The organism is Kytococcus sedentarius DSM 20547 (assembly GCF_000023925.1).
GTDB classification, from domain to species: domain Bacteria; phylum Actinomycetota; class Actinomycetes; order Actinomycetales; family Dermatophilaceae; genus Kytococcus; species Kytococcus sedentarius.
Genome location: NC_013169.1, coordinates 95,715 through 121,149 on the forward strand (window position 1 = coordinate 95,715; position 25,435 = coordinate 121,149).

The window sequence follows — 25,435 nt, forward strand, 5'->3', positions numbered from 1 at the left end:
AGGGCATGTCGGCAGTAGACGTAGATGTGAAGATTCCGGCCGGTGAGATGCTGTCGGTCGGCCGCCTCGCCGAGGCCAGCGGGGTCAGCACACGCTCGATCCGGTACTACGAGGAACAGGGGCTGCTTGAGTCGCAACGCACCCACTCTGGGCATCGCCGCTTCGACCCGGAGACCGTGGAGCGGGTGGTGCTGATCCAGCGCCTGTTCTCAGCGGGGCTCAGCAGTCGCGAGATCGAGCCGGTGCTGCCATGCATGGTAGACGAGAGCGCCCGCACCTCCCTGCTCGTGGACGTGCTGCGCGACTACCGCGAACGACTCGCGCAGGAGATCAGGAAACAGCGCGAGACCGTCCGCATCCTCGATGAAGTCATTGATGAGTACGACACCGTATGACTGATGCCCCGCCAGAGCACTTTTTGGAACGCGGCAGACACGACCTCAAGGGCGGAACTCCGTACGGTCGTAGCGAAGTTCCTTGTTGTCGAGCCCGAGCTGTGTCAGCCGTAGCTACTGGTTGAGCGTCGCGCCGACGGCGAGGGCTCCGAGTCCCAGACCGATGTCGAAGCAGATGTTCCATGCGGCGCTGGCCCGGTTGATCCCGGTTGTGGTGTCAGTCCGTTGCATGAGCCAGGTGAGCGCTACGGTCTGGCACGCGCCCGATGCGAGACCCACCCCGATGGTCGCGGCAAGCGTCAGTACCGGGAGCGGGTCGAGTAGTGCGATCCCGGTGGCTCCCAGCAGTAAGACGAGGGCAGATGTTCCGACCACGAGTGGTGACCACCGAGTGACGACCCAGCCGCCGGTCATGCGGCCGATCGCGAGGGAGGCCTGGATCGCGAATGCTGCCAGCACCGGTAGCCAAGTTCCTCGTCCGTTCTGGTCGCTTGCGAGGCCGGAGAGTGCGGCGGCGTAGATGGTCACCGCGAGCAGATGCGCGCCGAGTCCGATCAGACGGCTATTACTCCAGAGGCGGGAGGCCCTCGGCGCGGTCTCCGATGCGGTGCTCTCCCCGGGAGAAACATCCGAACTCACGGCGGTTCTCAGGCGCAGAACCGGCAGGATGGAGGCGAGGGCGACGAGACTGCCCACTACGGCGGTGCCGGGGGTACCGGCCTGTTCGATGAGGATGAGGCCGAGAGGGGCACCGAGTGCGCCTCCGATTGCCGAGCCGAAGCCGTAGAGGCCGAGCGCTCTGCCGAGCAGACCCGAGGGTGCGGTCTCCTTGATCCAGGCGGTGCTGGCGACGACGAAGACCCCGAAGCCGACCGCGAGAAGGAGCATGCCAGGCCAGTGCCCGGCAAACGGCATGATCGCGCTGCCGAGCCCCATCGAGATAGCCGCCGAGGTAACCTGTAGCCGCCTGGTCGCCATCCATCGGCCGAGCAGACCCACGAACGGTTGTACGGCGACGACGACGGCCATCACGATGCCCACCCGCACCCCGGCCCCGAGGCTCGCCCCAGCAAAGGCGATCGGGGCGGTGGTGTAGAAGATGTAGAACGCGGCAAAGGCTCCGCCCGCCGTGAACGCGATACGGCGGGCGGAACCCAAGGGCGGTGCGATCATCATTCTTTTCAGGCTGCCTGCGTCTTGGCTTCGAGCTTCGGGCTGTCGGCGAGCTTGAGCCAGACGACTCCGGCGATGATGACCGCGAGCCAGAACCCCTTGATCAGCGTCAGGGTCTCATCGAAGAACACCGGCCCGAGCACCGCGGCACCGATTGCGCCGATTCCGGCCCAGACCGCGTAGCCGATGCCGACATCGATCTTCTTGAGCGCGACGCTGAGGAAGAACAGGGTGAAGAGGAAGAACACGACCGCGATGGCCGACCAGAGAGGGTTGGTGAATCCGGCGCTGCCGTTCACGGAGAGGGCGTAGCCGACCTCGAAGCCGCCGGCGATGAGCAGTGCGATCCACGCCCCTCCTTTCTTCTCAGTCTGGACAGGAGACGCGGGAGTGATTGTCGTAGTCATGTGGGTTTCCTTTCGGGAATGTGCGGGCCGGAGTCAGGCGGTGCCTGCGAGGTTGAGGGGCTCTTCACAGATGAGGGTGTAGGTGGGGTCTGAAGCCGCCGGTCTCGAGCAGGCTGCGGGCGATGTAGTTGGTGAGGTTGCGGAAGCCGAGGGCGGAGCCGCGGAGGTGTTCCAGGCGTCCGTTGAGGGCCTCGGTGGGCCCGTTGGATGTGCCGGGCCGGTCGAAGTAGGCGAGCACGTCGGCGGCGCGCTTGGCCAGGGTCCGGCCCAGCGTGGTGAGCTCGACCAGTGGCTGCGGGATGCCGGCGCCCAGGTCTGTGATCAGTTTGTCCATCAACTCCCGGCCCTGGCGCCGGTCCTGGTGCCGGTAGGCGGCGATCATGCGCTGGTAGATCCCCCAGGTCGCCTCGACCTCGAGGTGTTCCTCTGCCGCGAAGAGCGCGTGCAGGCGGTCGTTCTGCTTGTCGGTGAGCAGGTCCGCGCCGGTGTGCAGGGTTCGGCGGGCCTTGTAGAGCGGGTCGTCCTTGAATCCTCGGTGGCCGTGGATCATGAGCTGGACCCGGCGTCGGCACGCATCCAGGGCGTCGCCGGCCAGTCGAACGACGTGGAAGGGGTCCATCACCGCGACCGCGTCGGGGACCTCCTCGGCGGCGGCGGTCTTGAAGCCGGTGAACCCGTCCATCGCGACCACCTCGACCCTGTCGCGCCAGGGCTGGTCGCGGTCGGCCAGCCAGGTCTTGAACACGGCCTTGGAGCGGCCTTCGACCATGTCCAGTAGCCGGGCCGGGCCAGTGCCGTCGCGAACCGGGGTGAGGTCGATGATCACGGCCGGCGTACTTGTCGCCCTTGCGGGTGTGGCGCCACACGTGCTCGTCTACGCCGAGGACACGCACCGAGTCGAACCGGGCTGGGTCATCGATCAAGACCCGCTTGCCTTCGGCCAGGACCGCGTCGTTCGCGGTGTTCCAGGCAACACCGAGGCCTTCGGCGACGCGAGACATCGTCAAGTGCCCGACCACGATCCCTTCGAGTGCCCACCGCAGCCCGGCCCGGGAGATCTTCGCTCGTGGTTCAGCCGCGGCGGTGGTGTCCTGCCGCCACACATGACCGCACCCGGCGCACCGGTACCGGCGGATCGTGACCAACAGAGTCGTGGGGCGCCAGCCCAGCGGTTCATGGGCCAGTTCCCGGGTCACGGTGTCACGCGGGACACCCTGACAACCGCACCGCCGGCACCACTGGTCCGGCTCCACGACCCGGCAGGCCAGCACGGCACGGTCGGGTTCGAGCCGTTGGCCCACTGCTTCCAGGCCGAGCACGTCCAGACGGCAGTCAGGTCAGGGTGGTCGAACAAATCAGCGCGGCCACCGACGGTAGCGTCGTACATGTCGAGGTCTTTCGAGATGGGCGTGTAGGAACCTCCATCCTCGGAAGACCTCGACCCCTACCCCCACACCGACGCGCCACCCGACCGCGCGACATGCCCTACACCCTCATCTATGAAGAGCCGGTTGAGGCCGACGACGCCGCCGATGACGACGAGGATGCCGAGGAACTTCTTCCAAGTGAGCTTCTGCGACAGGAACAGGGCGCCGACGATGACGATCCCGACCCCGGCGAGTGACGTCCAGAGGGCGTAGCCGACGCCGACGTCGAACGTCAGGAGCGCGAGACTGAGGAAGAACGTCGCGATCGCCCCGGAGGCGAGGGTCGCGATCGTCCACCAGAGGTGCTTGAAACCGTTGGCCTTGCCCGCGGCGATGCCCACGGCGACCTCGAAGACGACAGCGATGGCCAGGTAGAGCCAGCTCATAATGATGTTCCTTTCGATACAGTGCCCGGCCGCGCGGTCGCGTGGCCGGGAAGATGCAGATGCAGATAGTGGGCGAACGGGTCGATGCCGTGCTCGACCGGTAGCGGGCGCAAGTGCTCGGTGCGCTGGGTGTCGGTGATGCCGAACGCGGGATAGCTGGAGCGGTAGTCGAATCCGAGGTTCGCGACCTCCTCACGGTCGACGGCGACATAAATCGTGTCGATGCCGTGGTCGACCGCGTACCGGTAACACAGGCCACACGGTTCCCCGGTCGCCAGCAACGTGTACCCGGTGAGGGAGTCGAGGCCGTGGCGGGTCATGGCGTCGCGCATGGCGACGACCTCGGCGTGCGCCATCGGATCGCCGGTCTCAGCGACCTGGTTCACCCCGAACTCCGAGAGCATCTCGCCGTCGGCGTTCACGACGACTCCGACGAACGGGAGGCCGCCCGCATCGACGTGCTCGGTGCAGGCATCGACCGCCTGCGCCATCACCGCGGTCAGGGCGGTGGCGTCGGCGCTCACGCCTGCCCCTGCCCCGACGCGGCCTTGCGGTCGGCGAGGTCGCCGACGACTTTCTTTAGCCGGCTCGCGGACGGCACGCCTCGCAGCACTTGGCCCTCGATCACGATGCCGGGCACCGAGTCGATCCCGACCGTGTTCACCGCGTAATCCTGGTCGGCAAGCTGCCGATCACGGCGCTCCTCGCTCCGCAGCGCTTCCTCGACCTCGGCCTTGTCGAGACCGACCGAGGCGGCGACGTCGATGATGACCTCATCGAGACCGATGTTGCGATCCTGCTGGAAGAACGCGGAGAACATCGCCTCCGTGTACGCCTCCGCCAAGCCACGTTCCTGCGCGAGCTGCAGCACCATGAACGCCTTGTCCGTGCGCGGCTGCGGCGAGATCGAGGGCAGCGTGATCGGCAGGCCGACGCGATCGGACATCGGGTACACCGACTGCTTCCACACGCGCGGTAGGTACTCGTCCTCCGGGCGCAGCGTCGGAACCGGGTCCGGGCGTAGCTCGAACGGGCGGATCGTCACCTCCACGTCACGGTCGCGCTTCAGCTCCTCGATGGCGGGCTCCACGAGGAAGCAGAACGGGCAGACATAGTCCACGAACACGTCGATCTTGGTAGTCATAGGGATCATCCTCTCTCTAAAGGTGTATGTACATGCATATTCTGGCGCAGAAGAATGCGCCCACAGCGAGACGCTGCGGGCGTCAGGGTGTGACGAGCGCGCTCACCTTTCCGAGCGCCGCTGCTACGAGGCCGGCGTCCAGGTGGGGGAAGTGCTTCGCCGGGTTGCTCAGCAGATCGTGCACGCGGGCCTCGAACGGCTCGCGCACCTCACGCAGCAGCGCCTCGCCCGGCTCATCGATCACGGCGTAGACGCCGCGCCCGTCGTCCTGGCATACGTCGCGGCGGGCGTGCCCCTTGGACTCGAGTCGGCTCACCAGGCGCGTGGTCGAGGTTGAGGTGAGCCCGACCCGCTGCGCGAGCACCGTGATCCGCAACTCCTTGCTCGATTCCTGGCTGAGGAGTGTCAGGGCGCGGTACTCGGTCAGCCCGAGGCGGTAGTTGTCGCCCAGCCACTTGTCCAGGCTGGCATCCACGGCCGAGGCGAAAGCCGCGACCCGCGACCATGCACCGCTGGCGTTGCCGGTCATGGCGTCCTCCGATCCTCTAAAGTGTGTGTACATGCACCTATGTTAGTACGGTGACTCTCGCTGTCAAGTTCGCGCTTCCGTCTCTACGACCCTCCTCCGCAACCGATCTGTGTGCCTGGGTCTCGGCTGCGGTATCCGAGCGGAACTACTGGTTCAGCCACCAGCGACTCCACGGCGAGATCGGCATGGTCCCACCAGCCGAAAAGGAGAACAACTACCATCAGCACCACCCCGTGACGGCACCCGCCGACACGGTCCTTGAGAGCCTCTAAGAAACCCGGGGCGATTCACCCGACCGTACCGGCCGCAGACCAACGGGAAGATCGAACGCTTCCACCGCACCCTGGCCGACGGATGGGCCTACGCCCGGCTCTACACCAGTGAGACCGAACGACGCGACGCCCTCCCAGGGTGGATCCACTTCTACACTCACCACCGGGTCCACTCCGCGATCGGAGCCCCACCCGTCACGAGGCTCAACAACCTGGCTGGACATCACACCCAGTCTCATGCGCCATGAGGCCTCGCATCCCCCGCCCGCAGCGTCTGGGACGGATGTGGGAGCGCGCCCAGGTGCGTCTGGAGATGGACCTGGCAAGCGGCGCCCGCCCCTACGGCATCGTCGCGGGGGACCACCCCGTCCCAGAGCTGCTGCGGCCCTTCCTGCCCTGAGCTACAACCAGCCGTTGTCGCGGGCCGTGGTGGCGGCCCCGGCGCTGGTGCGTGCCCCGGTCTTGCCGATGGCCGAGGAGAGGTGGTTGCGCACGGTGCCCGGGGAGAGGAACAGTGCCCCGGCGATCTCCGCCACCCCCTGGCCGTCGGCCGCCAGGCGCAGGACGTCCGTCTCGCGGGGGCTCAGCGGGTTCGGGCCCGCCAGCGCGGACTCGGCGGCCAGGTCGGCATCGACCGTGCGCAGCCCGGCTGCGGTGCGGCGGACCGCCTCGAGGAGCTCGGTCGGCGGGCAGTCCTTCACCACGAACCCGCTCGCGCCGGCGTCCAGCGCGCGGCGCAGGTAGCCCGGCCGCCCGAAGGTGGTGACCACCAGCACGCGCGGCGGCGTGGGGGCGGTGAGCAGGTCCGGCAGGGCGTCGATGCCGCCCCCACCGGGCATCTCGATGTCGAGCAGCACCACGTCCACCGAGGTGTCGCGCACGAAGTCCACCGCCGCGGGCCCGCTGTCCACCTGCCCGACCACCTGCAGGTCGTCCTCCAGGTCGAGCAGGGCAGCCAGCGCCCCGCGCACGAGCGCCTGGTCGTCCACCACGAGGATCCGGGTCATGCTGCTGCTCCCGTCGGCAGGGTGACCATCAGACGGGTGCCCGGGGCGTTGTCCTCCCACACCACGGTGCCCCCGGCAGCGGCGGCGCGCTCACGGATGCCGTCGCTCCCCGATCCGGACGGCTCACCGGTCAGACCCTGCCCGTCGTCACACACCACCAGGCGGTCGGGCGCCAGGGTGACGTCCACCCTCGAGGCCCGGGCGTGCCGGCTCACGTTCGTGACCGCCTCACGCAGGATCCAGGCGGCGACGGGACGGTGGCGCGGGGGCACGTCCTGGGGGTCACCGTGCACGGTCAGGGTGACCTCGCTGCTCGAGGCCAGGTCCCGGGCGCGCTCCACCTCATCGGCCAGGTCGGCGGACCGCAGGCCGACCACGGTCGACCGGGCCTCGCTGAGCGCCTGGCGGGCCAGTGCGGCCACCTGCGAGATCTCGTCGCGGGCCCGGTCGTCGTCGCGTCCCACCAGGCGCTCGGCGAGGTCGGCCTTCAGCACGATGGCGGTGAGCGAGTGCCCCAGCACGTCGTGCACGTCCCGGGCCACCCGCTCGCGCTCGGCGGTGATGGCCAGGGCCGTCTCCACCTCACCCAGCTCGACACCGCGGTGGATCATCTGCCGGACCGCCAGCATGCCGCCGCCGACGGGGGCCGCGATGAGGGCGAACAGTGCAGCCGGCGGTTCGACCAGCGCCACCACCAGCGGGGTCAGCGCCGCCGCGGCGGTGGCCGCGTAGTGCGCCGGGCGGGGCAGCTCGAGCGCGGCGTGCGTGGCCACGTACGGCAGGAGGCCGCAGGCCCCGACGCCCAGCACGGGGACCGTGGCCACCATGAGCGCGAGCATCCCCGCGAGCACCCACCACGGGCGGCGCTCGCTGTAGCCCCACAGGTAGAGCGCGGCGAACGCGATGATGGCGGCGACCGTGACCCCTCGGGCCAGCGGTGCCGCGTCGGCCTGCGCGGCGCCCAGCAGGGGGAAGGCCAGGAAGACCATGAAGACGATGGCGATGACGAGCGACCACCGGTAGTAGGGGTCGTCCCGTCGCGGGCCCGGGGCTGCGGGGTGTGTGGCGGGGCCGGACGACGCGGCCGGGGACCGCTCCGGCGCCGGGGCGCTCACTCGCGCCGCCCCGTGCGCCGCATCACCAGGGTGCACGCCACCGCCAGGACCAGGAACCATGCCCCCATGTTCGCCCATGCCTGCCAGACGGGGATGTTCACCCCGCTGCTGATCCACCCCTCGGTGATGGGGCGCTCGGCCGCGTTGACCACGCCGAACATCGGGGTGAACCGCGCCAGCGTGAGCAGCCAGCCGTCCAGCGGCATGAACACGTTGCCCAGGAAGGCCAGGATCACGATGCCGCCCGACGCGATGCCGATGGAGGCATCGGAGCGGATCACCAGCGCCAGCAGCAGGCCGTACAGCGCGAAGAGCGACGCGCCCAGCCAGCCGATGAGGCCGCACAGCAGCCAGTTGCCCAGCGGTGCCTCGGCGCCGGTCGCGGCCGCGATGGCCAGCACCAGGACCACGGGCACCAGTGCCACCACCAGGGCCGTGACGAGCTTCTGCAGGGCGAACCCGAGCGGGCTCAACGGGGTGAGCAGCAGCTGGCGGGTCCAGCCCTGCTGACGCTCCCAGGCCGTCAGGGCGCCGATGGAGGCACACGCCGTGCAGGCGCCGTAGACGGCCATGCGCACGGCCAGCATCGAGTTGCCGTCGCCGCCGGGCATCTCGGCGTCGATGGCGTTGCCGGCCGAGAAGATCAGGTACATGAACACCGGCAGGCCGATGGTGAAGATGACGTTGGAGACGTTCCGCAGGATCCGGACGGTGTCGATGCGGAGGTAGGTGGGGGAGAAGAGCATTCCGGTGGGGGTCGACATGGTGGCTCCTGGGGTTCAGGCGGCGGTGGCCGCGGGCTCGGGGCGGGCGGGCGAGGTGGGCTGGTCCGGGTCGGTGCCGCCGTGCGGGTCGGTCGCCTCCCGGGTGAGCTCGGCGAAGGCCTCGTCCAGGCCCAGCGGCACGATCTGCAGGCCCGTGGCCCGCCACTCGGTGAGGGCCAGCCGGGCGAAGCGGTCGGAGTCCGTCACCCGCATCTCCAGCCGGTCGGGGGTGGGGGTGCGGACGTCGACCACGTCGGGCTCGCCCGCCAGCTGCTGGGCGAGGCGTCCCGCATCGGGGGTGGTGCAGGTGAGCACCCGGCCGGGGACCCGCGAGCGGACGGCCTCGGTGGTGTCGTCGGCGATCACGCGGCCGCCGGCCATCAACACGGTCCGGGGCGCGTACTCCTCGGCCTCCGCGAGGTAGTGGGTGGCGAAGACGATGGTGCGTCCCGCCTGCGCCTCGGCGCTGACCACCTCCCAGAACTCCTGCCGGGCGGAGACGTCCATGCCGGCGGTGGGCTCGTCGAGCACCATCAGGTCGGGGTCGGGCAGCAGCGCCAGGGCGAAGCGCAGCCGCTGCTTCTCGCCCCCGCTGCAGCGGCTGACGCGCCGGGTGGCCAACGGGGTCAGGCCGGCGCGGTCCATCACCGAGCCCACGCGGCGGCGGCCGCCGGGGTGCAGGCTGGCGACCGCGCGGACGGTCTCGGCCACGCGCAGGTCGTCGAGCAGCGCGCCGGACTGCAGCATCGCGCCCACCCGCCCGGCAGACACCGCGCGGGACGGGGGGTCGCCGCAGACCCGCACCTCGCCCGAGGAGGGGGCCTGCAGGCCCAGCGCCATGTCGAGGGTGACGGACTTGCCGGCGCCGTTGTGGCCCAGCAGGGCCACCACGTCGCCGCGGTGCACGGTCAGGTCGACGCCGCGCACCGCATCAACCCGTCGGGTGCCGCGGCCGAAGGACTTGTGGACCCCGCGCAGGTCGAGCACGGGCGCCGCGTCGGCGGCGGGGGGCAGGGAGTCGCTGGTTCGTTCCATGCCACCCACGGTGCCGGGACGGCGAGGTGGGCGCCCACGACCGGCATCACGCCCCCACCGTGACCGGAGTCACGGCCCGGGGTCACGACCCGGCGGGGGCGTGGTGCGGGCGGGGCGTGGTGCCGGCGGGCGTCGGTCAGGCCGAGGGGTCCAGCAGCAGTTTGCCGCTGGTGCGGCGCCCCGTGAGGTCCGCCTGGGCGCGGGCCGCCTCGGTCATCGGGTAGGTCTCGCCGATCGTGAGCTCCAGGGAGCCGTCGGCCACCATCGCGAAGACGGCCGAGGAGTGGTGCAGCAACTCCTCGCGGGTGGAGACGTAGGTGGCCATGCCCGGGCGGGTCAGGTACAGGCCCCCACCGGCGTTGAGGCGCTGCGGGTCCACCGGGGGCACCGGCCCGCTCGCCGCGCCGAAGAGGCAGAGCAGGCCGCGCGGGGACAACGAGTCCAGCGACGCGTCGAAGGTGCTGGCACCCACGCCGTCGAACACCACCCGGACGCCGGCGCCGCCGGTGATCTCGCGGATGCGCTCGGTGACGTCCTCGTGGTCGTAGCGGATGATGTGGCTCGCCCCGGCCGCCCGGCCCGCCTCGGCCTTGGCCTCGGTGGAGCAGGTGCCGATCACCTCGACCCCGTCCGCCGCGAGCACCTGCGTCAGGAGCAGCCCGACGCCGCCGGCCACCGCGTGCACCAGCACCCTGTCACCGGCCTGCAGCGGCCACACCTCGCGGGCGAGGAAGTGCGCGGTCATGCCCTGCACCATCCCCGCGACGGCCTGCTCGTCGGTGACGCCCTGCGGCACCGGCACGGTCTTCTCGGCCGGCACCACCGCGTGCGTGGTGTAGCCCTGCCCATTGACCAGGCACCAGGCCACCCGGTCGCCCACGGCCACGTCCGTGACGCCCTCGCCAACGGCGCTGACGGCGCCCACTCCCTCGTTGCCCGCGGTCAGCGGGAGCTCCGCCGGGTAGAGACCTTCGCGGTAGTAGGTGTCGATGAAGTTGACGCCCGCTCGGGCGACCTCCACCACGACCTCCCCGGCACCCGGGGTGGGGTCGTCGGACTCGCGGACCTGCAGGACCTCGGTCCCGCCGTGCTTCTCGAAGACGATGCTGCGCATGCGCCCAGCCTCGCATCACGGACCGCAGCGCGCACGCGGCAGGTGGCCGGGACGGTGCCTGGGGTGGGCGGGCCCAAGGGGGCAGCCACCCCGGGCCGGCGCCTCAGCGGACCCGTGCGCGCTCCACGATGCCCTGGTGCACCCTCGTGAACAGGGCGCGGTGGGCGGGGTAGGAGCCCCACCAGGAGGTCTCTCCAGCCAGCCCGTGGGGCACGAAGGTGACCTCCTGGGTCAGGAGGGACTGCCCCGCATCGTGGGGGGCGGGGGTGACCGCGAGGGTCAGCCGCGCCGTCCCGGGCAGGGCGCGGGTGGAACGGAGCCGTACCGAGCGGGTCGTGCCCTCCCGATCCGTCGACTCGAGGGCCCACGGGCCCAGCGCGCCCCGGGGGCCCAGCGAGCCGCTCGAGCCGATGGACTCCACCTCAGCCCACAGGTCGTCCGCCGGCGCGTCGACGATGCTGCGCCAGGTCTCGGTTCGCTGCTGGCGGCCCACCCACTCGGGGTCGCCCGGCAGCGCGTCGGCGGGCTCCTCGCCCTCGGCTGCGGGGTCCACCGCATCGGCCCGGACCAGGGCGCGTGCCACGGCGTCGTCGAATGGGGTGTGGCCGCCGGCCGGGGCGCCGGTGAACTCCTCCAGCGCGCGGCCGTCCTTGACCACCACCTCGTGCACCAGCGAGCCGACCAGCGGCTTGGCCACGCCGGCGGGCACCGGCGTCACCAAGCCCACCCAGTGGCTGGCGAGCCAGGGGGTCATCACCGGCGCCAGGGCGATGCGGCGGCGTCGCAGGCCGGCCACCTGGCCGTAGCGCACCAGCATGTCGCGGAAGCGGAGCACCTCGTCGCTGCCCACGTCGAAGGCGCGGTTCACCCCGGCGGGCAAGGAGGCGGCCCCGACCAGGTAGTGCAGCACGTCGGCCACGGCGATGGGCTGGATGCGGTTGTCCAACCAGCGCGGGGCGAGCATCACCGGGAGCCGGTCGGTGAGGTGGCGCAGCATCTCGAAGCTGGCTGACCCGGCGCCGACGATCACCGCGGCCTGCAGGACGGCGGCAGGGGTGTCGGCCGCGAGGAACACGTCACCGACGGCCTTGCGGCTGTACAGGTGGGTGGACAGCGGCTCGTTGTGCGGATGCATGCCGCCCAGGTAGACGATGCGGCCGACCCCGGCGGCGTCGCAGGCGGCGGCGAAGGTCTGGGCCATGGCGCGCTCGCGCTCCACGAAGTCGCCCTCGCCGTCCATCGAGTGCAGCAGGTAGTAGGCGACCTCCACCCCCTCCAGGGCGCTGGCGAGGTCGTCGAGGGAGTTCGCGTCCCCGGCGTGGACGTCTACGTCAACGGCCCAGGAACGGCCCTCGAGCTTCTCCGGTGAGCGCGCCAGGACCCGCACCGTCCACCCTGCCTCCAGCAGCGCCGGGACCAAGCGCGAGCCGATGTAGCCGGTGGCGCCCGTGACAAGGGCCTGTCCTGGGGTGGTCCCCGTGGGGGTCCCGGAGGTGGTCATGCCCCCAGCGTAGGCGCGCGCTGGCCCACCCGCGCCCCCTCAGGCTGCCCGGTCCATCACAGCGGGGAGGACCAACAGCATGCCCAGCGACCAGGTGCAGTGGATGAGCACCGGCGCCAGGATGCCGCCGGTCACGCGACGCTGCAGGCCCACCACCCACCCCAGCACGGCGGCGGCCAGGACCAGCCCGAGGGAGCCGGTGGCGATGGTCGTCAGCGTGTAGACCACCGTGGTGACCAGCACCGGCCGCCACGGGGTGGCCGAGTACATGGCGCCGCGGAAGAACAGCTCCTCGGCGACCCCGTTGACCAGGGCGAGGGCGACCACCAGCGGCAGGATGCCCAGGCGCGCGTGGTCGAGCACCGCATCGACGCTGGCCGACAGGACCGGGATGCGGGCGGCCACCAGGGCACCGACCATGAACAGGGCGATCACGCCCAGGGCCACGAGGACGGGCTGCAGGACGGGCCGGACGTAGCGGTCGCCGGACCGGGTGTGGGCCCAGCCCAGGTGCAGCGGGCCGGAGGCGAACGAGCCCGCCGTCCACGTGATGGCCAGCGCGGTGGCCGCTCCGTAGAACGAGGCCGATCCCGGCTCGGAGCGCAGCGACCACGCGAGGAAGACGGTGCCCACCAGCAGGGTCAGGGCCACCACGACCTGCCGTCGCCTCAGCTGGCGGGGGTCGGCCCGGTGGTCCCGCGGGACCTGGCGCACGAACTGCGCGGAGCCGAACCGGGAGAGCTCCTGCAGCAACGGGGCGAAGGGGGTGCGCATCACCAGAGCGTAGGCGCCGTGGGGCTCGAGTGCGCCAAAACTGTTGTGCGAGCGTGGTTGACTCGTCGGCGGCCTGTGAGGAGCCGGCCCCGGCCCCGGCCGGGGCGTCTGCTCCCGCGTTGGACAGATGGGGTGAGTCCCCCACGTGGGTGAATCCTGAGCCAAAGTTCAGCCGCCGTTCACCCGAAGAGCACCGGCGCACCACCCGGGTGCGCCACCCTCATCGTCCATGACCCCCACGAAATCCCTGCCCCACACCACATCCGGCGCCCTGCCCGTCGACTCCTCGTGGCCCGAGCAGCCGACCGCGTCGCGCACCGCACCCGGCGCCTCGCCCTCCCGCCGCCTGGTCCTGGCCACCGGCGCCGCCACGCTCGGCGCCCTAGCCCTGGCCACCGGCCATGCCACCGCCGGCGATGCCTACCCGTTCACCCTGGGCGTCGCCTCGGGTGACCCGACTCCCGACGGCGTGGTGCTCTGGACGCGCCTGGCCACCGACCCCGTGGCCCCCGACGGCCTCGGCGGGCTCGGCCAGACCACCTCCACCGTCGAGTGGGAGCTGGCCACCGACGAGTCCTTCCGTCGCATCGTGCGCCGGGGCACCGTCACCACCGACGCCTCGGTCGGCCACAGCATCCACATCGAGCTCGCCGGCCTGCCGTCCTCTGCCCGGTTCACCTACCGCTTCCGGGCCAACGGCCACCTCTCCCCGGTGGGGCATACGCGGACCGCTCCGGCCCCGGGCAGCGACGAGCGCGCCACCTTCGCCGTCGCCTCCTGCGCGCAGTGGGAGCACGGGTTCTTCACCGCCTACCGCCACATCGCGGCCGAGCAGCCGGACCTGGTCGTCCACCTGGGCGACTACATCTACGAGCACGGCCCCGGCGGCTACCCGGTGTCCTCCGGCCGCGCCCGCACCATGGTGGGCGGGGAGATCCACTCGCTGGCCGACTACCGCCGCCGCCACGCCCTCTACAAGTCCGATGCGGACCTGCAGGCCGCGCACGCCGCCGCCCCCTGGGTGGTGGTCTTCGACGACCACGAGGTCGACAACGACTGGGCCGAGCTCTACCACGAGGTCTGGGGCAAGGTGCCGGCCTTCGCCGAGCGCCGTGCCGCCGGTTTCCGCGCCTATTGGGAGAATATGCCGCTGCGCCGCAGCTCGGTCCCGGGCGCCGACGGCATCCAGCTCTACCGTCGCCTCACCTGGGGGCGCATGGCCACGCTGCACGTGCTGGACACGCGCCAGTACCGGTCGAACCAGACCGGCCTCATCGGCCCGGTGCGCAGCACCTACGACTCCCGCCGCACCATGCTGGGGTCCACCCAGGAGGCCTGGCTCGATGAGGGGCTGCGCACCTCGGGAGCCCGCTGGGACCTGCTGGGCCAGCAGGTGATGGTGGCGCAGTACGACATGATGGCCGGCCCCGGGTTCCTCACCAACCAGGACGCCTGGGACGGGTACGTGGCCGCCAAGGACCGGCTGCTCACGAGCCTGGAGCGCTCTGATGCCCGCAACCCGGTGGTGCTCACCGGTGACGTGCACGAGTCCTTCGCGAACGACCTGTGGCGCACCACGGACTCGGGGCGGGTGACGCTGGGCTCGGAGTTCGTCACCACCTCGGTCACCTCCGGCGGGGACGGCAAGGACTCACAGTTCACCGGGGACGCCGACAACCCCCACATCCGCTACCACGAGACCACCCGCGGCTACCTGCGGCTGGACCTCACCGCCGACTCGATGGCGGGGACCTTCCGCGCCGTCGACACCGTCAGCTCCCGCGGTGGCGCCGTCCGCACCGACGCCCGGTTCGCGCTGGAGGACGGCCGCCGCGGCCTGCAGGCGGTCTGAGCCACCCACCGACGGCACCGGCCCGCCGCCCCGGACAGGGGGGTGGCGGGCCGGATTGCTGCCGAATCGTGACCATCGACCCCTCGCGTCGCGGGGTGCCCCGGTGGTGGGATGGGCCCATGAACATCGCCACCTTTCTCACCGACACCGCCGAGAAGCACGCGCAGGGGGTGGCCCTCATCCAGGACGACACCCGCCTCACCTACGCCGAGCTGCGGGACGCCACGGCTGCCGTCGCCGGGTACCTGCGGGACAAGGGCCTGGGGGAGGGCGACCGGATCTGCTTGATGCTGCCCAACGTCATCCCGTTCGTGCCCTTCTACTACGCCGCCCTGTCGCTGGGGGCCGTCGTGGTCCCCATGAACCCGTTGCTCCGCGACCGCGAGATCACCCACTACCTCAAGGACTCGGGGGCCACCCACATCGTGGCCCTGGGGGGTGAGGCCGGCGCCGCGCTGGGCGGTGACGTGGGCGGGGTGGCCGAGCGCCACCGGGTGACCGCGCACCTCATCGACCCCGCCCAGGGCCTGACCCCCTTCCTGGGTCAGCCGGTCACCGAGGTGGCCGACAAGGCACCCGGGGACACCGCGGTGATCCTCTACACCTCCGGCACCACCGGCAGCCCCAAGGGTGCGGAGCTGGCGCACGAGAACCTGCGCACCAACGTGCTCGCCACGCAGGAGACGCTGGTCCACCTGGAGCCGGGCGAGGTGGTGATGGGCTGCCTGCCGCTGTTCCACGTGTTCGGCATGACCTGTGCGCTCAACACCAGCGTGGTCGCCGGGGCCACGCTCACGCTGCTGCCGCGCTTCGAGGCCGGCAAGGCGCTGGAGATGATCGAGCGCGATGCGGTGAACGTCTTCGAGGGCGTGCCCACCATGTACGGCGGCCTCATCGCCGCCGCGAAGGCCCGCGAGGCCGAGGGCAAGCCGCCGGTGGACACCTCCACCCTGCGCCGCTGCGTCTCGGGCGGGTCGTCCCTGCCGATGGAGACCCTCCGCGCCTTCGAGCAGACCTTCGGTGCCGACATCCTGGAGGGCTACGGCCTCTCGGAGACCTCCCCGGTGGCCTGCTTCAACCACCCGGGCCGCACCCGCGCCGGCAGCATCGGCCACCCCATCCGCGGGGTGGAGATGGCGATCCTCGACCCGGTGACCGGCCAGCCGGTGGAGCCCGGCGAGGTGGGCGAGGTCGTGATCCGCGGCGAGAACATCATGAAGGGCTACTGGGACAACCCCGAGGCCACCGAGCGGGCGATCCGCGACGGCTGGTTCCACTCCGGCGACCTGGGCCGGGTGGACCCCGACGGCTTCTTCTTCATCGTCGATCGCGTGAAGGACCTCATCATCCGCGGGGGCACCAACGTGTACCCGCGGGAGGTGGAGGAGGTCCTGTACGAGCACCCGAAGGTGCTGGAGGCCGCGGTGGTGGGCTCGGCGCACCCGGAGCTCGGCGAGGAGGTGACCGCCTACGTCGTCGCCCAGCCCGGGGAGCTCGACGAGGCCGCCCTGTCCGATGCGGAGTCGCCCGCCGCGCGGGCGCTCGCCGACGAGCTGCGCGCCCACGCGAAGGACCAGCTGGCCGCCTACAAGTACCCGCGACACATCCACTTCCTGGCCGAGCTGCCGAAGGGCCCCACCGGCAAGATCCTGAAGCGCGAGCTGGGCTGAGCCCCCGGCAGGGGTGCACCGAGGGTGCGCCCCTGCCTACGCTGGGGCCAGAGTCACCCACCATCGGCGGAACCGTCCGCCACGAGGAGGAACGATGACCCCCGAGAACGACGCTGCTGCCGTCCGCACCTACCCGCCGGCGGCCGAGTTCGCCGCACAGGCCAACGCGACGGCCGAGCTGGCCGAGCGCGCCGGCGCGGACCGCGAGGCGTTCTGGGCGGAGCAGTCCCGCGAGCTCCTGCCGTGGGCCACGGACTTCTCCGAGGTGCTGGACTGGTCCGAGGCCCCCTTCGCCCGCTGGTTCGCCGACGGGGAGATCAACGCCTCCTACGCCTGCCTCGACCAGCACGTCGAGGCCGGCCGTGGCGACGAGGTCGCCATCCACTGGGTGGGTGAGCCGGAGGGCGACCGCCGCGACCTGACCTGGAGCGACCTGCTCGAGGAGACCTGCCGCGCGGCCAACGTACTGGAGGACTTGGGCGTCCAGGCCGGGGACCGGGTGGCGATCTACCTGCCGATGATCCCCGAGACGGTCGTGGCGATGCTTGCGTGCGCCCGCATCGGCGCCACCCACTCGGTCATCTTCGGCGGGTTCGCGCCCAACGCCATCCGGGCCCGCGTGCAGGACGCCGAGGCCAAGGTGGTCATCACCGCCGACGGCGGCTACCGCAAGGGCAAGGCGAGCGCCCTGAAAGCCAACGTGGACGAGGCCCTCAGCCACGAGGACACCACCGTGTCCACGGTGCTGGTGGTGCGCCGCACCGGCCAGGACGTGGGCTGGCAGGACGGCCGCGACCAGTGGTGGCACGAGGCCATGGAGACGGCCTCGTCGGACCACGAGGCCCAGCCGATGCCGGCCGAGCACCCGTTGTTCATCCTCTACACCTCCGGCACCACGGGGACACCCAAGGGCATCTTCCACACCACCGGCGGGTACCTGACGCAGACGGCGTACACGGCCAAGATGGTGCTTGACCTGGAGCCCGGCCGGGACGTGTACTGGTGCACCGCCGACGTCGGCTGGGTCACCGGGCACTCCTACCTCGTCTACGGCCCGATGGCGCTGGGCGTCACCCAGGTGATGTACGAGGGCACGCCTGACACCCCCCACAAGGGCCGGTGGTGGGAGATCGTCCAGGAGTACGGCGTCACCGTCCTCTACACGGCTCCCACCGCCATCCGCGCGGCGATGAAGTGGGGCGACGACATCCCCGCGCAGTACGACCTCTCCTCGCTGCGCCTGCTGGGTAGCGTGGGTGAGCCCATCAACCCCGAGGCCTGGGCCTGGTACCGGGAGCACATCGGTGGCGGGCGCACCCCCATCGTGGACACGTGGTGGCAGACCGAGACGGGCGCGATGATGATCGCCCCCCTGCCGGGCGTGACCGAGCTGGTGCCCGGGTCCGCGCAGACGCCGGTGCCCGGCATCACGGTGGACGTGGTGGGCGAGTCCGGCCAGTCGGTGGGCAACGGGGAGAGCGGCTACCTGGTGATCCGGGACCCGTGGCCGGCCATGCTGCGCGGCGTCTGGGGCGATCCGCAGCGCTTCCGCGACACGTACTGGTCGCGCTTCGAGGGCATGTACTTCGCCGGGGACGGGGCCAAGCGGGACGAGGACGGCAACGTCTGGGTGCTGGGCCGCGTGGACGACGTCATGAACGTCTCCGGGCACCGCCTGAGCACCTCGGAGATCGAGTCCGCCCTGGTCAGCCACGATGCGGTCGCCGAGGCCGCGGTGGTCGGCGCGACCGACGCCTCCACCGGCCAGGCGGTGGTGGCCTACGTGATCCTGCGCGGGGACGCCGCCGAGGCGCGCGGTGAGGGCGATGACGACGCCGAGCTGGTGGCCGAGCTGCGGGCCCACGTGGGCAAGGAGATCGGCCCGATCGCGCGCCCGCGCGACATCACCGTGGTACCGGAGCTGCCGAAGACGCGGTCTGGCAAGATCATGCGTCGACTGCTGCGGGACCTCGCCGAGGGCAAGGAGGTCGGTGACGTCTCGACGCTGGCCGACCCCTCGGTGATGGACTCCATCCGTCGTCCCTGACCCTTCCGGAGGGCCCATGAGCTCCAGTGCGCTGCGCCTGCGTGCGGTCCCCGTGGCTGTTGCGGCGCTGCTGGTCCTCGGGGCCTGCACCACCGGGTCCGAGGAGGCGGGGGAGGACCCGGTGGTCGTCTCCCGCGAGCCGTCCCCCGAGGGCTCGCCCTCCTCGGGCCCGGATGCGTCGGACGAGCCCTCCGGCAGCTCGCCGGAGGGGACCCCGGAGCCGTCCGGCTCGGGGCCGGATCGCGATCTCACCCCCCTGGAGCAGCACCAGCGGGTGGCCTTCCTGATGCCCTCGCAGAACGTGGCCTGTCTCATCGAGGAGCAGGGCGTCTCCTGCGACATCCGCAACACGCGCTACCAGCACACAGTGGTGCCGGCGGCGGATTGCGTGGAGCCGACCGTGGAGCTCTACCGGGACCGCCCCGAGTGGACCTGCTCGCGCTCCTCACGCTTCGTGGACGCCCAGACCGCCAACGACGGTGCCTGGGTAGAGCTGGTGCCGCGGGGTGAGGTGGTGGAGATCAACACCATCGACCACACGGTGCTGCCCTACGGCGAGGAGCTCCAGGCGTTCGACTTCCGGTGCGAGAGCCGCCGCAACGGCGTGCGGTGCATGCGGCTCTCCGACGGCCGAGGCTTCCGCATGGCCGTGCGAGACTTCGACCTGTTCTAGGGCTGTCCTGCGGCGCACTGGGCGCGCTCGGGTGCGCCTCAGTGCCCCTCGGCAGCCTGTCGGACGTCGGGCAGGTTGCGGACGTCCACCGGCTCGCCGTCCCACTGGAGGTGGTCGGTGGGCTCGGCCGGCTCCCCGCTGGCCCAGGCCTCGTGGAGTGCCTCGCGGCGAGCCTCCCCCGCATCAAGGGACTCCTGGCAGGCGGCCTCCTGCTCCTGCGTGGGGCAGAAGACCAGGGCCGCCGAGAGGCGGGAGGTGCCCTCCTGCCGGCCAGCCGACCAGTCGACCTCCACGCCGTCGAAGGCGGGGATGCGGGAGGCCCCCAGGTCCGTGGTCGAGAGCACCACGTGCACGCGGTTCGCCCGGTCGAGGGAGCCGCCGCGGTGCTCAGCGCAGGACGCGGTGACGCCAGGGCCCCAGCTGGAGTACTCGGCGTCGGGGGCCGGCCACCCGGCGCCGGCACCACTGCCCAGCCGCCCCGCCGCGTCGTCGTCCTCGCGGAGCGTGGCGTCCACGAACACCGACTCCACCTGCACCCCCTGGGCGTTGACGAGGCGGACGTCGCGGATCTCCACCGAGTGGCCCGGCTCGTCGTTCACACAGGCGGGGAGGGCGACCCAGGCCAGGCCGGGGGCCGCGACCTCGCCGTCCGCGAGGCCGGCGTAGCTCAGGCTGCCCTGATGGTCGGTGAGGAAGGTGATGGGGGTGGGCCCGCCTGCGGCCTGACCGGCCGCGACGGTGCCGACGACCAAGCCCCCCACGATGGTTGCCGCGAGCGCGATCTCGCGCCTCGTCTCGTTCATGGGTGCCAGTGAACACCGCCGGGGACGCCCGCGCGGCCGTCGTCACCGAATCGTGACCAGACGGAACGGGCCGCCCGGGTGGTCCGGATGGCCCGCTCGATGGGGGTGGTGCTCGATGGGCGGTGTGTTCCTCGGTGCTCAGTCCCGGCGAGCGTCCTGCGGGGCGGGTGCCTGCACGGCACGGTCCTGCGGCCGGGCGGGCCACCAGACCGTGTCGCCCACCAGGTCGAACACGGCCGGCACCACGACGGTGCGCACCAGGAAGGTGTCCACCAAAATGCCTAGACCCACCACGATGCCCACCTGCGTGAGGGTGATGAGGGGCAACACGCCGAGCACCACGAACACCGCGGCCAGCACGATGCCGGCGCTGGTGATGACGCCACCGGTCGCGGCGACGGCACGCACCATCGCGCGGGCGGTGCTGCGCTCGCGGCCGGAGAGGAGCTCCTCGCGGGCACGGACCACCAGGAAGATCGTGTAGTCGATGCCCAGGGCCACCAGGAACAGGAACGAGTACAGGGGCACCGAGATGTCCAGGGCGGGGAAGCCGAAGACGTGCTCGCTCAGCAGCGCGCCGGCGCCCAGGGCGGCCACGGAACCCACGACGCTGATGAGCACCAGCAGGACCGGGGCGACCAGGGAACGCAGGACGATGACCAGGACCACGAGGATCATCACGAGCATGAGCGGGATGACGACGGTCATGTCGCGCAGCACGCCGGAGCGCTGGTCCACCGTCTGGGCCTCGCTGCCACCCACCAGGGCGCCCTCCGTGGCGCCGGATGCGGCGGACCGGACGTCCTCGACCACCTGGCGGGCGGCCGCACTCGCAGGGGCCGCGTCGCTGGTCACCTGCAGCTGCTGCCAGGTGGTGCCGTCGACGGTGGCGCTCGACTGCGGCTGCACGCCGGTCACGCCGTCGACGCCCTCGAGCGCCGTGACCACCTGGGCCGCGGGCTCGGCCAGGTCCGCGGCCGGGCCCTCGCCGCCACCGGGCGGGCCGGACCGGCCCCCCTCGCCGGCCTGTACGCCGGAGCCCTCGGGCACCGGGACGAGCACCGACAGCGGGGTCGCCGCGCCGGAGGGGAAGTGCTCCTCGAGCGCCTCCAGGCCGGTCACGGACTCGGCCTCCACCCGGAACTGGTCGGTCTGGCTCAGACCCACCTTCACGCCCACCAGGCCCAGCGCCATCGCGCCGAGCAGGGCCACCGATGCGGCCAGGACCACGGCGGGGCGGCGCACCACGGCGGTGGCGATGCGGTGCCAGATGCCGGTCTCGGTCTTGTCGCGGTCCCCGGGGCGGGGGACGAACGGCCAGAAGAGGCCGCGCCCGAACAGCGCCAGCAGGGCCGGGAGCAGCGTCAGGGCGAACACCAGGGCCACCAGCAGGCCCACGCCGGTGGACAGGCCCAGGGCGCGGTTGGAGGGCTGGACCGCCAGCAGCAGCAGCGCCACGGTCAGCACCACCGTGATGTTGCTCGCGAGGATGGCCGGGAGGGCTGCCCTCCAGGCCCGGGCCAGCGCCACCCGGTGGTCGGGGGTGTCCCGCAGCTCGTCGCGGTAGCGACTGACCAGCAGCAGGGCGTAGTTCGTTCCGGCGCCGAAGACCAGCACGCTCGTGATGCCCGAGGTCGAGCCGTCGAAGGCCAGGTCGGCGGCCTCGTTCACCGTGCCGGACACGCTGGCCGCCACCCGGTCGGCCAGGGCGATGACGAGCAGCGGCACCAGCCACAGCACCGGCGAGCGGTAGGTGATCAGCAGCAGCACCGCCACCACGATCGCCGTGGCGGCCAGCAGGCGGAAGTCCGCGCCCTCGAAGGAGCCGGCCACGTCGGCGGAGAAGCCCGCGGCGCCCGTGACGTAGGACTGGGTCCCCGGCACCAGGCCGTCGGTCGCGCCGCGCAGGTCCTCCACAATGTCCGGTCCGTTGGCCTCCATGGCGGCAGCGTCCAGCGGGACCACCAACAGGGCGGCCTGGCCGTCCTCGCTGGGGATCGGCCCCTCCACCGTCGCGTCCTGACCCACCGCGTCGTCGGGCAGCGCGGCCAGCAGCTCCTCGCCCTTCTGGCCGAGCGTCCCCAGGGCTTCTCGGCCCAGCTCACCGTCCTGCGACTCCACGACGACCACGGCCGGCACCACGTCCCCACCGGGGAACTCGGAGGTGATGCGGCTGACCTCGGCCGAGTCGGCGCCCTCGGGCAGGGAGGTGGGCCCGCCCGCATCGGACGAGCCGGGCAGCAGGGCCATGGCGGCACCCGCCAGGAGAACCATCACCAAGGCGATGACCGGGGCGGTCCAGCGGCCCGTGATCAGCCTCGCCGGGCCCGTGACCTCATCCCCCTTCCGGGACGTCGACGAGAGGGCGTGACGCAGGGAGAGGTCACGAGTTGATGACATGTACACATTTTCGCAGTCCCGAACCCACCGCGCAGGGCCGGCCACCAGTACGCTGCCACCATGTCCCCGTCGATGATGACCAGCTGGTGGAAGGACAACCCACCGCAGCACCTCCCCGGCCTCCTGCACGGGACGGCCGCCGAGTTCCCGGACCGCGTGCTGATCAGCCGGCGCCAGGGACAGTCCTGGGTGGACCTGACCTCGCAGCAGTTCCTGGACCACGTCAACAGCGTCGCCCGAGGCCTGGTGGCCGCCGGCGTCGAGCCGGAGGACCGCGTGGTCCTCATGGCCAAGACCCGCTACGAGTGGGCGTTGCTCGACCTGGCGATCCTCTCCACCGGAGCCATCGTGGTGCCGGTGTACGAGACCAGCTCGGCCAACCAGCTCGCGTGGATCATGGAGAACTCCCGCGTCACCTGGGCCCTCACCGAGTCCGACGCCCTGGCCGCCACCGCCCGCGCCGCCGCCGACCAGGCGGGTGCGCAGCTCAAGGGCGTCTGGGCCATGGACGCCAAGACCACCGAGGGCATCGACCAGCTGATCGCCGGTGGGGCCGAGGTGGACCAGGCGGAGATCGACCGCCGCTGCGAGGGGCTCGGGCGCGAGACCCTGGCCACCCTCATCTACACCTCCGGCACCACGGGTCGCCCGAAGGCCTGCATGCTGCCGCACCGCGCCTTCATCGACGAGGTGACCGCTGCCTACCAGGGACTGCCGGAGCTCTTCGAGGACGACTCCTCCACGCTGCTCTTCCTGCCACTGGCCCACGTCTTCGGCCGGATGGTGCACTTTGCCGTCATCGGCGCCGGCGCGCGGACGGGCCACACCGACATCGCGCGCGTGGCCAAGGACCTGCCGGTCTTCAAGCCCACCTTCGTGCTCGCGGTGCCCCGCGTCTTCGAGAAGATCTACGAGTCGGCCCACCTGAAGGCCACCAAGGGAGGCAAGGAGAAGATCTTCGCCGCCGCCACCCAGACGGCCATCGACTACTCCAAGGCGCTCGATGCGGGGCGCGTGCCGCTGGTGCTGCGCGCCAAGCACAAACTCTTCACCAAGCTGGTCTACGGCAAGGTGCAGGCGGCCTTCGGTGGGGAGCTCACCTGGGCCATCTCCGGGGGTGCCGCCCTGGGGGAGCGCCTGGGCCACTACTTCCGCGGCATGGGCGTGAACATCATGGAGGGCTGGGGCCTCACCGAGACCTCGGCGGCGGCCACGGTGAACCGGCCGTCGATGCAGAAGATCGGCACGGTCGGCGTGCCGCTGCCCGGCTTCGAGGCGCGGCTCTCCGACGAGGGCGAGATCCAGGTGCGCGGCGGCCACGTGTTCGCCGGCTACGAGAACAACCCGGAGGAGACGGCGAAGGTCCTGGCGGAGGACGGGTGGTTCTCGACCGGCGACCTCGGCGAGATCGACGACGACGGGTTCCTGCGCATCATCGGGCGGGCGAAGGACATCCTCGTGACCGCGGCGGGCAAGAATGTGGCCCCCGGCCCGCTGGAGGACATCCTGCGTTCGCACCGCCTGGTGAGCGAGGCGATGGTCGTCGGCGACGGCCGCCCCACCGTGATGGCGCTGATCACTCTCGACGAGGAGCAGCTCCCCGAGTGGCTCAAGCACCACCACCGCGAGGTGGTCCCGGCCTCCGAGCTCACCGAGGACGAGCAGGTGCGGGCTGCCATCCAGAAGGTGGTCGACAAGGCCAACGCGTCGGTGAGCAAGGCCGAGGCCATCAAGAAGTTCACCATCCTGTCGCGTGACTTCACGTTGGAGGACGAGGAGATCACCAACTCGTTAAAGGTGCGCCGCCACATCGTCACCGAGCACTTCAAGGACGAGATCAACGCCATGTACGGGACCCGCGACTCCCAGCTCCGTGACTGAGGTCCCGCTGGCCACCGCGAAGCCGCACTACGCGGCCCGGTGGGAGAACCGCCTCCGTGGCCGCGTGGCCGACGTGCTCCGCTCCCGCGGGTGGCTCCCGCGACCGGCGGGCTTCACCGGCTACGGCACCACCGAGTTCGCGCGGGTGTACGCCCGCATCCAGCTGCGCCGGCCGGGTGGGGACGTGGCCCTGCCCACGACGGTGCAGGACGTGCAGCAGTTCCTCACCCGCCGTGGGTGGCGCGCCTTCCTCAGCGCCCCCGATGCGGGGGTACCGGTGAAGGTCACGCTGGGCGATGCCTCGATCATGGCCCGCGCGGACCGCGGCGGGTATGTCGAGCAGGTCATCACCGGCCATGGACTGCCGCCGGGCACCCACCGGGTCACCTTCGAGTGCCCGGGGGGCGCCGAGGCCCAGGCCGACGTGCACATCGCCGAGCCGGGCGCCCGCATCGGGCTGGTGAGCGACATCGACGACACGGTGATCAGCACCCACCTGCCGCGGCCCCTCATCGCGGCGTGGAACACCTTCGTGCTCACCGAGCAGGCGCGCGACGTGGTGCCGGGCATGGCCGACGCGTACCGCGCCGTCCTGGCCGAGCACCCCGGCGCGCCGGTCTTCTACCTGTCCACCGGTGCGTGGAACACCCAGCCCTTCCTGCACCGCTTCCTGCAGCGGCACCAGTTTCCCGCCGGTGCCCTGCTGCTGACGGACTGGGGCCCCACGAACACCGGGTGGTTCCGCTCCGGGCGGGACCACAAGAGCCGGCACCTGGTGCGGCTGGCCGAGGAGTTCCCGGGTGTGCGCTGGGTGCTGGTCGGTGACGACGGCCAGCACGACCCGGGCATCTATGACGAGTTCGCGGAGTCCCACCGGCAGCACGTGGCGGCGATCGCCATCCGCCAGCTCACCGTCATCGAGCAGGCGCTGAGCCGTGGTCTGCCGGTGGCGCTCGCGGAGTTGGTTCGCAAGCACTCGGGCACCGTGCCCGTGGTGACCGGCGGCGACGGGTTCGCGCTCATGCCCGCGCTGCTGCGGGCGCTGGGACGCCGGGGCTGAGGAGGC

Annotated in this window: 23 protein-coding genes and 2 pseudogenes; 9 read left to right on the forward strand and 16 right to left on the reverse strand. The window is 71.5% G+C overall.

Features of this window, described 5'->3' with window-relative positions; all coding sequences use genetic code 11:
- Window positions 1–5 precede the first annotated feature (5 nt).
- Entirely contained in the window at window positions 6–395 is a 390-nt protein-coding gene (locus KSED_RS00435) for a MerR family transcriptional regulator (RefSeq protein WP_012801602.1), read from the forward strand.
- 114 nt (window positions 396–509) lie between these two features.
- Here the strand turns inward: KSED_RS00435 and KSED_RS00440 are convergent, their stop codons facing one another.
- The 7 genes and pseudogenes from KSED_RS00440 to KSED_RS00470 form a co-directional block, all read right to left on the reverse strand.
- Window positions 510–1,571 (reverse strand): MFS transporter, encoded by a 1,062-nt coding sequence (locus KSED_RS00440; RefSeq protein ID WP_012801603.1) that lies wholly within the window; start codon window positions 1,569–1,571, stop codon window positions 510–512.
- 5 nt (window positions 1,572–1,576) lie between these two features.
- The gene (locus KSED_RS00445) at window positions 1,577–1,975 is read right to left on the reverse strand and encodes a DMT family transporter (RefSeq protein WP_012801604.1); all 399 of its coding nucleotides are present in this window, start codon (window positions 1,973–1,975) and stop codon (window positions 1,577–1,579) included.
- Window positions 1,976–2,039: 64 nt separating this feature from the next.
- Window positions 2,040–3,362 (reverse strand): annotated as a pseudogene (locus tag KSED_RS00450) (ISL3 family transposase).
- 57 nt (window positions 3,363–3,419) lie between these two features.
- Window positions 3,420–3,788 (reverse strand): DMT family transporter, encoded by a 369-nt coding sequence (locus tag KSED_RS00455; protein ID WP_012801605.1) that lies wholly within the window; start codon window positions 3,786–3,788, stop codon window positions 3,420–3,422.
- The gene (locus KSED_RS00460) at window positions 3,785–4,312 is read right to left on the reverse strand and encodes a nucleoside deaminase (protein ID WP_012801606.1); all 528 of its coding nucleotides are present in this window, start codon (window positions 4,310–4,312) and stop codon (window positions 3,785–3,787) included. The genes KSED_RS00455 and KSED_RS00460 overlap by 4 nt, the downstream gene beginning before the upstream one ends.
- Window positions 4,309–4,932, reverse strand: coding sequence for a DsbA family oxidoreductase (locus tag KSED_RS00465; protein ID WP_012801607.1), 624 nt, complete (start codon window positions 4,930–4,932; stop codon window positions 4,309–4,311). Before KSED_RS00465 ends, KSED_RS00460 begins: the two co-directional genes overlap by 4 nt.
- 82 nt (window positions 4,933–5,014) lie before the next feature.
- The gene (locus KSED_RS00470) at window positions 5,015–5,461 is read right to left on the reverse strand and encodes a MarR family winged helix-turn-helix transcriptional regulator (protein ID WP_012801608.1); all 447 of its coding nucleotides are present in this window, start codon (window positions 5,459–5,461) and stop codon (window positions 5,015–5,017) included.
- 283 nt (window positions 5,462–5,744) lie between these two features.
- On the opposite strand from KSED_RS00470, the pseudogene KSED_RS13950 reads away from it, so the two are divergent.
- Window positions 5,745–5,981 (forward strand): annotated as a pseudogene (locus KSED_RS13950) (integrase core domain-containing protein); the annotation flags it as partial.
- The gene (locus tag KSED_RS14790) at window positions 5,978–6,133 is read left to right on the forward strand and encodes a hypothetical protein (RefSeq protein WP_169307761.1); all 156 of its coding nucleotides are present in this window, start codon (window positions 5,978–5,980) and stop codon (window positions 6,131–6,133) included. The pseudogene KSED_RS13950 and the gene KSED_RS14790, both read left to right, overlap by 4 nt.
- A gap of 1 nt (window position 6,134) precedes the next feature.
- On the opposite strand, the gene KSED_RS00475 is transcribed toward KSED_RS14790, so the two are convergent.
- The 7 genes from KSED_RS00475 to KSED_RS00505 form a co-directional block, all read right to left on the reverse strand.
- Window positions 6,135–6,740: a response regulator transcription factor gene (locus KSED_RS00475; RefSeq protein ID WP_012801610.1), complete on the reverse strand. Its 606-nt coding sequence runs from the start codon at window positions 6,738–6,740 to the stop codon at window positions 6,135–6,137.
- A complete protein-coding gene (locus KSED_RS00480; RefSeq protein WP_012801611.1) occupies window positions 6,737–7,855 on the reverse strand; it encodes a sensor histidine kinase in 1,119 nt (372 codons plus the stop codon). The genes KSED_RS00475 and KSED_RS00480 overlap by 4 nt, the downstream gene beginning before the upstream one ends.
- Entirely contained in the window at window positions 7,852–8,619 is a 768-nt protein-coding gene (locus KSED_RS00485) for an ABC transporter permease (RefSeq protein ID WP_012801612.1), read from the reverse strand. The genes KSED_RS00480 and KSED_RS00485 overlap by 4 nt, the downstream gene beginning before the upstream one ends.
- A gap of 15 nt (window positions 8,620–8,634) precedes the next feature.
- Window positions 8,635–9,654, reverse strand: coding sequence for an ABC transporter ATP-binding protein (locus KSED_RS00490; RefSeq protein ID WP_012801613.1), 1,020 nt, complete (start codon window positions 9,652–9,654; stop codon window positions 8,635–8,637).
- Window positions 9,655–9,790: 136 nt separating this feature from the next.
- On the reverse strand, window positions 9,791–10,768 hold the full coding sequence (locus KSED_RS00495; protein ID WP_012801614.1) for a quinone oxidoreductase family protein: 978 nt from the start codon (window positions 10,766–10,768) through the stop codon (window positions 9,791–9,793).
- 103 nt (window positions 10,769–10,871) lie between these two features.
- Window positions 10,872–12,269 (reverse strand): NAD(P)H-binding protein, encoded by a 1,398-nt coding sequence (locus KSED_RS00500; protein ID WP_012801615.1) that lies wholly within the window; start codon window positions 12,267–12,269, stop codon window positions 10,872–10,874.
- Between the two features lie 39 nt (window positions 12,270–12,308).
- Window positions 12,309–13,043: a CPBP family intramembrane glutamic endopeptidase gene (locus KSED_RS00505; RefSeq protein ID WP_012801616.1), complete on the reverse strand. Its 735-nt coding sequence runs from the start codon at window positions 13,041–13,043 to the stop codon at window positions 12,309–12,311.
- Window positions 13,044–13,272: 229 nt separating this feature from the next.
- Here KSED_RS00505 and KSED_RS00510 point away from each other — a divergent pair, with 229 nt between their 5' ends.
- The 4 genes from KSED_RS00510 (at window position 13,273) to KSED_RS00525 (ending at window position 19,285) form a co-directional block, all read left to right on the forward strand.
- Entirely contained in the window at window positions 13,273–14,895 is a 1,623-nt protein-coding gene (locus KSED_RS00510) for an alkaline phosphatase D family protein (protein WP_012801617.1), read from the forward strand.
- A 119-nt stretch (window positions 14,896–15,014) separates the two neighbouring features.
- The gene (locus KSED_RS00515) at window positions 15,015–16,565 is read left to right on the forward strand and encodes a long-chain-fatty-acid--CoA ligase (RefSeq protein ID WP_012801618.1); all 1,551 of its coding nucleotides are present in this window, start codon (window positions 15,015–15,017) and stop codon (window positions 16,563–16,565) included.
- A gap of 94 nt (window positions 16,566–16,659) precedes the next feature.
- The gene (acs, locus tag KSED_RS00520) at window positions 16,660–18,612 is read left to right on the forward strand and encodes an acetate--CoA ligase (RefSeq protein ID WP_012801619.1); all 1,953 of its coding nucleotides are present in this window, start codon (window positions 16,660–16,662) and stop codon (window positions 18,610–18,612) included.
- 16 nt (window positions 18,613–18,628) lie between these two features.
- Window positions 18,629–19,285 (forward strand): hypothetical protein, encoded by a 657-nt coding sequence (locus KSED_RS00525; protein ID WP_012801620.1) that lies wholly within the window; start codon window positions 18,629–18,631, stop codon window positions 19,283–19,285.
- Window positions 19,286–19,323: 38 nt separating this feature from the next.
- On the opposite strand, the gene KSED_RS00530 is transcribed toward KSED_RS00525, so the two are convergent.
- Together KSED_RS00530 and KSED_RS00535 are read right to left on the reverse strand one after the other, a co-directional pair.
- Complete coding sequence (locus tag KSED_RS00530) at window positions 19,324–20,088, reverse strand: hypothetical protein (RefSeq protein ID WP_012801621.1); 765 nt, start codon at window positions 20,086–20,088, stop codon at window positions 19,324–19,326.
- 138 nt (window positions 20,089–20,226) lie between these two features.
- Window positions 20,227–22,488, reverse strand: coding sequence for an MMPL family transporter (locus KSED_RS00535; RefSeq protein WP_115306689.1), 2,262 nt, complete (start codon window positions 22,486–22,488; stop codon window positions 20,227–20,229).
- A 60-nt stretch (window positions 22,489–22,548) separates the two neighbouring features.
- Here KSED_RS00535 and KSED_RS00540 point away from each other — a divergent pair, with 60 nt between their 5' ends.
- Together KSED_RS00540 and KSED_RS00545 are read left to right on the forward strand one after the other, a co-directional pair.
- The gene (locus tag KSED_RS00540; protein WP_012801623.1) at window positions 22,549–24,369 is read left to right on the forward strand and encodes an AMP-dependent synthetase/ligase; all 1,821 of its coding nucleotides are present in this window, start codon (window positions 22,549–22,551) and stop codon (window positions 24,367–24,369) included.
- The gene (locus KSED_RS00545) at window positions 24,362–25,429 is read left to right on the forward strand and encodes an App1 family protein phosphatidate phosphatase (protein ID WP_012801624.1); all 1,068 of its coding nucleotides are present in this window, start codon (window positions 24,362–24,364) and stop codon (window positions 25,427–25,429) included. The genes KSED_RS00540 and KSED_RS00545 overlap by 8 nt, the downstream gene beginning before the upstream one ends.
- Window positions 25,430–25,435 lie beyond the last annotated feature (6 nt).